We start from the raw sequence: 8,156 nt of genomic DNA, 5'->3' as shown, positions 1-8,156 counted from the left end.
CCGCCCGGTGCAATCAAGGACAAGGAAGCATCTATCAATCAGGGCTGCAAATACTATGCCGAACTGGTTAAAAGAGCAAAGCAGCTCGGTGTAGACGGTGACAGCATTGTACAGGCGTACAACTACGGCGGCGGTTTTCTTGATTATGTAGCGAAAAACGGTAAGAAATACTCCTTTGAGCTTGCGGAGAGTTTTGCTAAACAGCACTCCGGCGGCGTGCGTGTTACCTACAAGAACGCTATTTCCACTGCGAAGAATGGCGGCTGGCGGTACAATTACGGCAATATGTTCTATGTTATGTTGGTTCAGCAGTATACCGGCGGCGCGGCTTATGGAAGTGAAACCTTCCAGAAGCTCATGACCGAAGCAAAGAAATACATCGGTATGCCTTATGTGTTCGGCGGCTCTACTCCGCAGACCTCGTTCGACTGCTCCGGCTTTATCTGCTGGGTCTACACGCAGTCCGGCGTATGCAATCTCCCGCGAATGACGGCGTATGGTATCTACTTACGCTGCACACCAATCTCGGCTTCGCAGGCGCAGCCGGGTGATCTTGTGTTCTTTGCGAACACCTACAATTGCCCCGAGCCGATCTCGCACATCGGTATCTATGTAGGCAACGGTAAAATGTTGCATTGCGGAAATCCAATCGGTTACGCAGACCTGTCCAATTCGTACTGGAAATCACATATGTATGGGTTTGCGCGCCCTAAATGAGCAACAGAAGGTATCTATGAACTGGAGAGAAGAACTGCGTAAAGAGGCTGAACAGCTCCATAAAGAGAACGAATTTTACTCGTTCTCTGCTACGCAGATACAGCAGGATAAGGAATACTTCGGAAGATTTGGTGGTCAGGAGCTGGCCACCAAACATCAAGAAACATACAAGAGATATAAGCATTTAAAATGGAATTTGTTGGGGTATCTTTGCCTTTTTATCGTCGGGGGTATACTGACCGATATTATCATTGAGGATGCTTATTCGCCTTATCCCGTTTTTGTTGCGGAAAGTTTTTGGGAAATCATTCAGATGTGGGTACTGAATATCGTGACTATCTGCGAATTTATTTTCGGTGCAATCTTAACTATTGTGCAGGTATCGCGCATTCGTTTCTTCCGCAGACGGCTGCGCGTGATTGAGGAACTTATGAAGTCCAATGAGTGTGCAGGAGGTAAAACATCATGAATTTGACTCAACTTTTAGCTGTTGCCGGTGTCAGCATCGGCACAGCGGCAATCACTTCGCTGATTTTGCAAAAACTCAGTGAGAACAACATTTGGTGTCATATGGATACGCGGCTGACAAATGTTCAACGCGATGTGCTGAAAAACGAACTTATTGTTGACCACTTAAAGGAAGAAGTGGCAGAACACATCATGGATAATAGCCGTGATTGTGAGGAAATTATAGAGGTACTCGCGGATTGTGACTCCAAGATTGACCGTTTGCGTAACAATTTGGATAAATTGAGCGTTGCGAAAATTGAATAAAGGAATATTTCGTAGGCAATCAAGCAAATTATCATAAATGCAAAAAGGAAGCAGCACCGAATTAGGTGCCGCTTCCTTTTTTGTATTTACGCCCAATTAGGGTGTTTTTTGAGAGAAATTTGACGATGAAATGAGAATATATCGCTGGGTGCTTATAGCCGTACTGTGCGGCGGTATCAACCTGTACCGGCTCTGTCATGGCCTGTCGTATCTGCCGTACTGGTGGAGTGGCGTGTGCTGTGCTATGTTCCTGCGGGGTTTGGTATGCAGCTTTTTCGCGCAAAATAAAAGAAGCTGAGGTTAGTCCTCAGCTTCTTCGGGGCTATTGGTGATATATGCTTATTAAACAAGGATTTCCGCCGATAACTTAGAAACCACTTGCAAATTCATCAATCCAGAACTGACTGCCGACTTTTCTCACATAGATTAAGCAGCTGGTAGAGGTTTGATTAGGGTCATATACCGAATTAGCGGTAGGTTTCATTGTGAAAGAACATTCAAAAACGAGTTTGTTTGCTCTTGCGGAGTAATCACCATTATAGGTACAGGATTTCAGTTTTGCTTCCTTCATACCAAATACACCGTAGCTGAAATCAAGACTTGCAGCATCACCGGCGCACAGCGTATTCATCTTTTGGTACTGCTGATCACCGAACAGCGTAAAGAACTCGCTGATCACATTTTTAGCAGCTGTAACATCGCTGTCGGAAAAAACAGAATCATTGATGAGAACAGAACTGGTGCTGCCCTGCCATGTAACCGTTTTGCCCAGCCATTCGCTGACGGCGCGTATCGGCACATACGTCGTACCCTGATAGATCAACGGTTCTACTGTTTTACCGTTTACATCGGTAGCAACTTGTTTCTGGCCATTCAGATAAATGGTAATGCCGCCGTAGGTTGCAGTGATTTTGCGGCCATTGACTGCAAAAGCAATCGTACCCAGCAGCATGCAGCAAATCAGACCGATGATCGGGATGCGGAAACGCTTGTTTTTCATGTGCAATACCTCCTTAAATGATTATCGTTGTTACAACAGATATGTATTAGTAGTTCTTGATTACATAGAAGCTGTAATTACCGTTCAAATCGGTCGAGGAGAATGCAGCGTCTTTACGATCGGTGGTGTGAGCGGTGTACGCGATTTTAGCACCATCATTGATCGTTACCAGTACAGCATGGCCTGCTCCACTCGAAGTATAGGCAAAGCTGCCAGCCGTAGCATTGGTGTAGCTGGTTTTGGTTGCATAACCCTTGTTCATCATATACGAGGGTACTGCGGATGCACGAATCCACGAAACAGAATCAGCTTTCCAAGTTGCATCGGTGGGAATACCGCCAGCATGGAGGCACTGGGAAACGAAATTAGCGCAGTCACCGCCGTTGCCCTTATAGCTGGTATATGCCGGATTGTAAGACGACCAATACTTGTATGCGTAATCGCGAGCGGCAATGCGGTTATAGCTGTTGTAGTTATTGATCTTAGTAGCAACCCAAGCGGGGGAAATCATCATGCTCTGAACAGCAGCCTGCGCATCTTCTGCACCATTGCGGTAAATTTCGTCATACGACCGCAGTTCGTACTCGTTGATATTGACATCGTTGTCGAACTCGTCAAGGCCGGTCAGTGTAATGTTGTCCGGCTCGGCAACAGGTGCAGAAACCTTGATGTGATAGGTGAAATCGCTGGTTTCGCCAATGTATTCGTCGAACATCTCAACAGTTGTGTCCATCGACTGAACGAATGTGTCAACAACATTCTGCTGGGCCTCCGTCAAGGCAGTATCCTGATCTAAGCCGAAAGCGGATTTTGCCAACTCCGCCTTATCGGATGCGGCCATTGTGGCATACGAAGAAGCGCCGAGTTCATCCAGATAGCCAGCGATGTACGGCATTTCTTCAACGCTCTGTGCTTTAAGGCGTTCGCTGACAGTGACCGTGGTTTTGTACTGAACCGAGCCGTCGGACTGGGTTACTTCACCGTCATCGAAGCGGAAGCCAACGAGCGAGTAAAGGTCTTTATCGCTCTCACGGAAAAACTGTTCAATCGCGTTTTGTGCGGTTGCCTTCAACTGATTGATCGTCGTATTACTGATAACGTTCGGTGCCAGCGTAGCAGTACCGGTGTCTACGGGGGTATTCGCTGCACCTGCGCTCATCATCAGAGCAGATGCGGCCATGCAGCTTGCAAGCGTTACACTCATCATTTTCTTAAACTTATTCATGTTATACCTCCTACATCAAATTTTACGCTCTGTCATTGTTGCGGAGTGGTTACAGCAATCTTGAATCTCTATTGTTGTGAGATTCAAAGGCGAGTAGCTTGTTTTAATCTGCGAAAATAGATATACATATCTGTCCGCACAAGTCCGATACACAGCTTGTGCAATAAGATGTGCAGGCTGTGGGTTTTGCAGATTTGTTGTAGCCCATCGGAATCACCTCTGCGACTGGTAAATTGTTAGTTGCGTATAGTGAACACTATGCAGTCAGTAAGTTACAACACTAACTGCATAGTGCAGTATGCGTTACTATGTCCGTGTAGGGATGAATGTTTTGCTTTAGTACGTCATTAACGTATAGTTAGCGTTCGTACCCTTGACAGGGCAATCGCTGCTGCTTACCTTGAAGAAATAGGTAGCGCCGACCTGCAGGTTGCTGAATGCAGCACCGACACCAATAGTCAGCTTATTGTACGCGCTTACACGGGTTGCACTGCCATTGCTCATATACCGATACAACTGTACGTTGTAAGTTGCGGTAGCCGGTGCATAGGTGATCATGAAAGAAGCGTTCTTAGCATCGGCAGTAAATTCGCCACAAGCGGTGCCCTGATCGCCAGCCGAATTGTTGCGCGCCAGAAAAACCTGTGCGCTTTCGGTCTTATACGGCGTAATAGCGTTCATCTCTTCAAAAGAAAGGATGTGCGTTGTCACTTGCGAGTCCTCGGCCATATAGGCGGGAGAAGTGTCTGCCGGAATGTTCACTGCGCCTGCGCTCATCATCAGAGCGGATGCGGCCATGCAGCCTGCAAGCGTTACGCTCATCATTTTCTTAAACTTGTTCATGTTAACCTCCATATTCGAGTTTTACTCTCTGCGGTTGTTGTAAAGTGGTTTTGACAATCGCTGTTTCCTTTTATTGTGAGATTTTAGGAAAGTAGGTTGTATTGCCCTGTAAAATCAGATATACTATATCTGTCCACATAAGTCCGATACACCGCTAACGCGGTGAGGTGTGCAGCCTTTCGGTTTTATGTGGATTTTTAATAGACCATTGGAATCACCACCTTTCATAAGTTTTTAGAAATTACGATCCCGGAACAGGAAGCCATTCTGGGTCTACCCAATATCCACGGGTTTCATTCCAACGACGATACTGCCGCTTGCCTTTATATATGCGTGTTTTATAAACAATCACATCGGCACATGGTGCAATTACGCTATCACTACTGGTTCGGTATGCTGGTATTGGCGGAACATCTGCTGCCATTGCAATCGGTATATTCGCAGATAAAATGGTCGCTATACCCAGTGCACAAAATAGTTGTTTCTTCATTTTTGTTCACTCTCTATCAACTTAAATCCTATTTGCTGATAAAAGTCAGCTTCTTCTTTTTTTATTTTAATTGGCTGTTCGTTTTGAATACACAGCCAATATTCCCACACATGGTCTTGTTTGATATACGCTGTATCACTGTTAAAGTCAATGGTCTGCGGCGCTGTACTTTTAGGTGCCGCAAATTGAGGTTGCGGCAGAACCGTATAGGACGCAATCAACAGCACGGTAAATACGCTGGTGAATACCGCGCTGGCTACGCGATTGCGCCGATTGGCCGAGCAGGCCATAACCGTTTCAAACCGTTCTTTGATTGCGGCGTCTGCGTTCGTTCTGAATAACGCTGCTGCTGCGAACGGTATACGGTGTTTGCGGTCGCTCTGCTTCATCAGAGCAAGAATTGTCCGCAAGTATTCGGCGCGTTCCTTACTGCACAATGTTCGTGCAACGGACAGGTCACATTTGATTTCCAAGTTCTGCTCCAAGTCCTTTTGCAGCAGATATACGACCGGATTCCACCAGAAGATTATGCAGAACAGTGTGACCAATAGTTTAACAACGGTGTCGTGATTGAGAAAATGCGTGTACTCATGCAGCAGAACATAGCGCAATTCTGCTTCTGTGTAGTCCTTGTTCGGCAAAATAATTCGCTTACGAATCACGCCGATACCGAATGCGGATTCAACGCTTGTAGCGATGTAACCTTGCACCTTAATTGTGCGGCGAGTCTGCTGCTGTACTTGCTTTAACAATGTGTTGGTTCGTTCGTCCCATGGTTCGGCGTAATGCTCTACGCTGCGTATCGCTTTACGATACTGTCGAGCAAACCGGAACAGCAGGACACAAAATCCAAGCAGCCATACAGCGCAAAGAATAAGTGCAAGTGACTTATTTGCCAATATAGTATGTTCTCGCGTCAGCAGGTTGTAGATGTACGGATAAATAACATCATCTGCCGCAATCAGCGTGTGCGGAAATTCCAACGGCAGGAATAACCGGACTGTGCAGAACAGATACAACAGAACCATAGACAGCACGCCGAAGTGCTGTTTGAACCGCGTATGCCGTAACAGGTAAATTGCTACGATTAGCAAGCTGCTCCATAGTAACGCAGATAAAAATGAGAATATGGTAATTTGCATTATTTCTCTTTGCTCTTTTCCTCAATCTGTGCTTCGTACTCATCTACCATCTTTTCGAGTTCCGCAATCAGCTTTTCGTCCTGTTCCGGCGTGCGCTGTTTGCGGTCTTTTTTGAACAACGCAACAGCAATTCGCGCAAACAGCGCATTGTTTACGCCCTGTTCTTCCAGCATATTTGCAAGAAATTCGTCCTTGGTCAAACACGGAACAAATTGCTGCGACCGATAAAATCTGTCCTGCTGGATACCGTCAGCCTTTACCATGCCTTTTTTGACAAGTTGCTTCACAAGTTTATCAACATAATTCGGTTTCCAGTCGGCTTCTGTGATTTTCTCCGAAAGCTGGGAAACGGTTAATGGAGCGTTCTCTTTCCAGAGCATATTCATCAGAATTTCTTCTGAATTGGAGAGGTTATATTTCTTCATCAATTTCACCACCTTCATCATCACCCGTCGGGTGATTTTCTTGTAAACAAGAATAACCACCGCACAGGTGATTGTCAATAGTTTTGATTTAATTTCAGCGTAATAGCCAAAATAAAGTAATGCATATTGTGCATAATATTGTATAAAGTTGTTGTATTTCGATGCCAATATAGAGAAAAAGACGGTTTGCCTATGAAAACAAACGATTCATACTATCCGCGGGGAATGATTGGACTACAACGAGTTACAACATGATTTTGAATATTATAATACATTCCCAAAACAACCTTAAAGAAGTAGAGAAGAGCCGGTACAGAGCGTTTGCTCTGTACCGGCTCTTTTCATATCTTTATAGCTCCAATTCACTTTGCGCAGGAGAGTGTTCGGGAGAGTCTTCAGAGGAATGGTGACGGGTCAGTTTGTAGTTCAGCTCGTTAAGGCGAGAGATCTTCTGCTGATACTCGTCCTCAAGCGGCCATGGCTTGCCGAGATTGACCTTGGCTTCATCAAGCTGCTCATGCAGGCGCACAAGGCTCTGTTCGTTGTCAGTGATAAACTTTCCGATGTCATTCATAGCGTTGTTAATGCGCTGAATACAGCCGGTTGCGCTGTCACCCAGCTCCACCATGCGCTTAGTATCACCATGAATACAGATACGCACCTCGTCCATGAGCGAACGTTTCAGCTCCAGCGCAAAGCCGCAGTACGAGCCGATAGGACGAGCATCCTCGTAAGTCAGTTTGCCGTCCATGTTCTGCGAAATCTTCTTGCGTTCAGCAGCGACCATGGACAGCAGTGCTTCACCGGCCTTGTCCTTGGCATTGTAAGTTTTCCCGTTCAGTTCGATACAGAAAGTATCGCCCTCGGCCTGCGCGTGATTTGCGTCCAGCGTTGCCTGATCTCTTTTCAGCGCCGCAATCATGTTTTCTTTCTTAACAATGCTGTGCGGCAAGTTCACATTTACATCGTCCTCCAGCTTATACTGGTCATTGTGGTATGCAGTGCGCAGGACGGATAGTTTCTGCACATCAACATCAAGCTCCATGCGTTCCTTGATCTCCGGATCACCGGCAGCAAGCGCCTTAACTTCGGCGTAAGACAGTGCAGCATCGTCAATATCATCACAGGTGCGTGCCGGAGATTTGCCGGTTACGACCTGCGAGATAAACTTCTGCTTGTTCTCGACCGTCTGCCAGTTGTAGCTGTCGAATGTACCCTCAGTAACATAGCGATAGATGTGTACCTTTTCGTTTGTATTGCCCTGACGGAGAATACGACCGTCACGCTGCTCTACATCACGCGGACGCCATGGGCAATCGACATGATGCAGTGCAACAAGGCGTTCCTGCACATTGAAGCCAGCGCCCATCTTGGCAGTCGAGCCAATCAACACGCGGATTGCACCAGATTTCATTTTGCTGCTGAGTGCATTCTTTTTTGCCGGTGTGTCCGCATCGTGAATATATGCGATCTGGTCAGCCGGTACACCCTTGGCGATCAGCTTATCCCGTATATCGTCATAGGAGCAGAAACGACCGCT

The 8,156-nt window shown here is 46.4% G+C and carries 9 protein-coding genes and 1 pseudogene; 3 read left to right on the top strand and 7 right to left on the bottom strand.

The annotated features are described in order from the left end of the window. The 3 genes from C7386_RS12785 to C7386_RS12775 all read left to right on the top strand — a co-directional run. On the top strand, positions 1–717 hold a 717-nt coding region (locus C7386_RS12785), incomplete at its 5' end, for a C40 family peptidase (RefSeq protein WP_116705694.1). 16 nt (positions 718–733) lie between these two features. Then, complete coding sequence (locus C7386_RS12780) at positions 734–1,186, top strand: hypothetical protein (protein ID WP_116705693.1); 453 nt, start codon at positions 734–736, stop codon at positions 1,184–1,186. Next, a complete protein-coding gene (locus tag C7386_RS12775) occupies positions 1,183–1,491 on the top strand; it encodes a hypothetical protein (protein WP_116705692.1) in 309 nt (102 codons plus the stop codon). The genes C7386_RS12780 and C7386_RS12775 overlap by 4 nt, the downstream gene beginning before the upstream one ends. 367 nt (positions 1,492–1,858) lie before the next feature. Here C7386_RS12775 and C7386_RS12770 read toward each other — a convergent pair whose 3' ends face one another. The 7 genes and pseudogenes from C7386_RS12770 to C7386_RS13550 form a co-directional block, all read right to left on the bottom strand. Then, positions 1,859–2,491, bottom strand: coding sequence for a copper amine oxidase N-terminal domain-containing protein (locus C7386_RS12770; RefSeq protein WP_116705691.1), 633 nt, complete (start codon positions 2,489–2,491; stop codon positions 1,859–1,861). Between the two features lie 46 nt (positions 2,492–2,537). Continuing rightward, positions 2,538–3,716, bottom strand: a complete 1,179-nt coding sequence (locus C7386_RS12765; RefSeq protein WP_116705690.1) for an amidase domain-containing protein — start codon at positions 3,714–3,716, stop codon at positions 2,538–2,540. 336 nt (positions 3,717–4,052) lie between these two features. Then, positions 4,053–4,559, bottom strand: coding sequence for a hypothetical protein (locus C7386_RS12760; protein ID WP_116705689.1), 507 nt, complete (start codon positions 4,557–4,559; stop codon positions 4,053–4,055). A 241-nt stretch (positions 4,560–4,800) separates the two neighbouring features. Then, on the bottom strand, positions 4,801–5,049 hold the full coding sequence (locus C7386_RS13310; RefSeq protein ID WP_133241603.1) for a hypothetical protein: 249 nt from the start codon (positions 5,047–5,049) through the stop codon (positions 4,801–4,803). Beyond that, positions 5,046–6,191, bottom strand: a complete 1,146-nt coding sequence (locus C7386_RS12755; protein WP_116705688.1) for a M56 family metallopeptidase — start codon at positions 6,189–6,191, stop codon at positions 5,046–5,048. The genes C7386_RS13310 and C7386_RS12755 overlap by 4 nt, the downstream gene beginning before the upstream one ends. Continuing rightward, positions 6,191–6,784 (bottom strand): BlaI/MecI/CopY family transcriptional regulator, encoded by a 594-nt coding sequence (locus C7386_RS12750; RefSeq protein WP_133241602.1) that lies wholly within the window; start codon positions 6,782–6,784, stop codon positions 6,191–6,193. Before C7386_RS12750 ends, C7386_RS12755 begins: the two co-directional genes overlap by 1 nt. 181 nt (positions 6,785–6,965) lie before the next feature. Further along, positions 6,966–8,156, bottom strand: a pseudogene (locus C7386_RS13550) (helicase C-terminal domain-containing protein); the annotation flags it as partial.

Origin of the sequence: Agathobaculum butyriciproducens (genome assembly GCA_003096535.1) — a bacterium.
Classification (GTDB): Bacteria; Bacillota; Clostridia; order Oscillospirales; family Butyricicoccaceae; genus Agathobaculum; species Agathobaculum butyriciproducens.
This window is presented reverse-complemented; position numbering and strand designations above follow the sequence as displayed.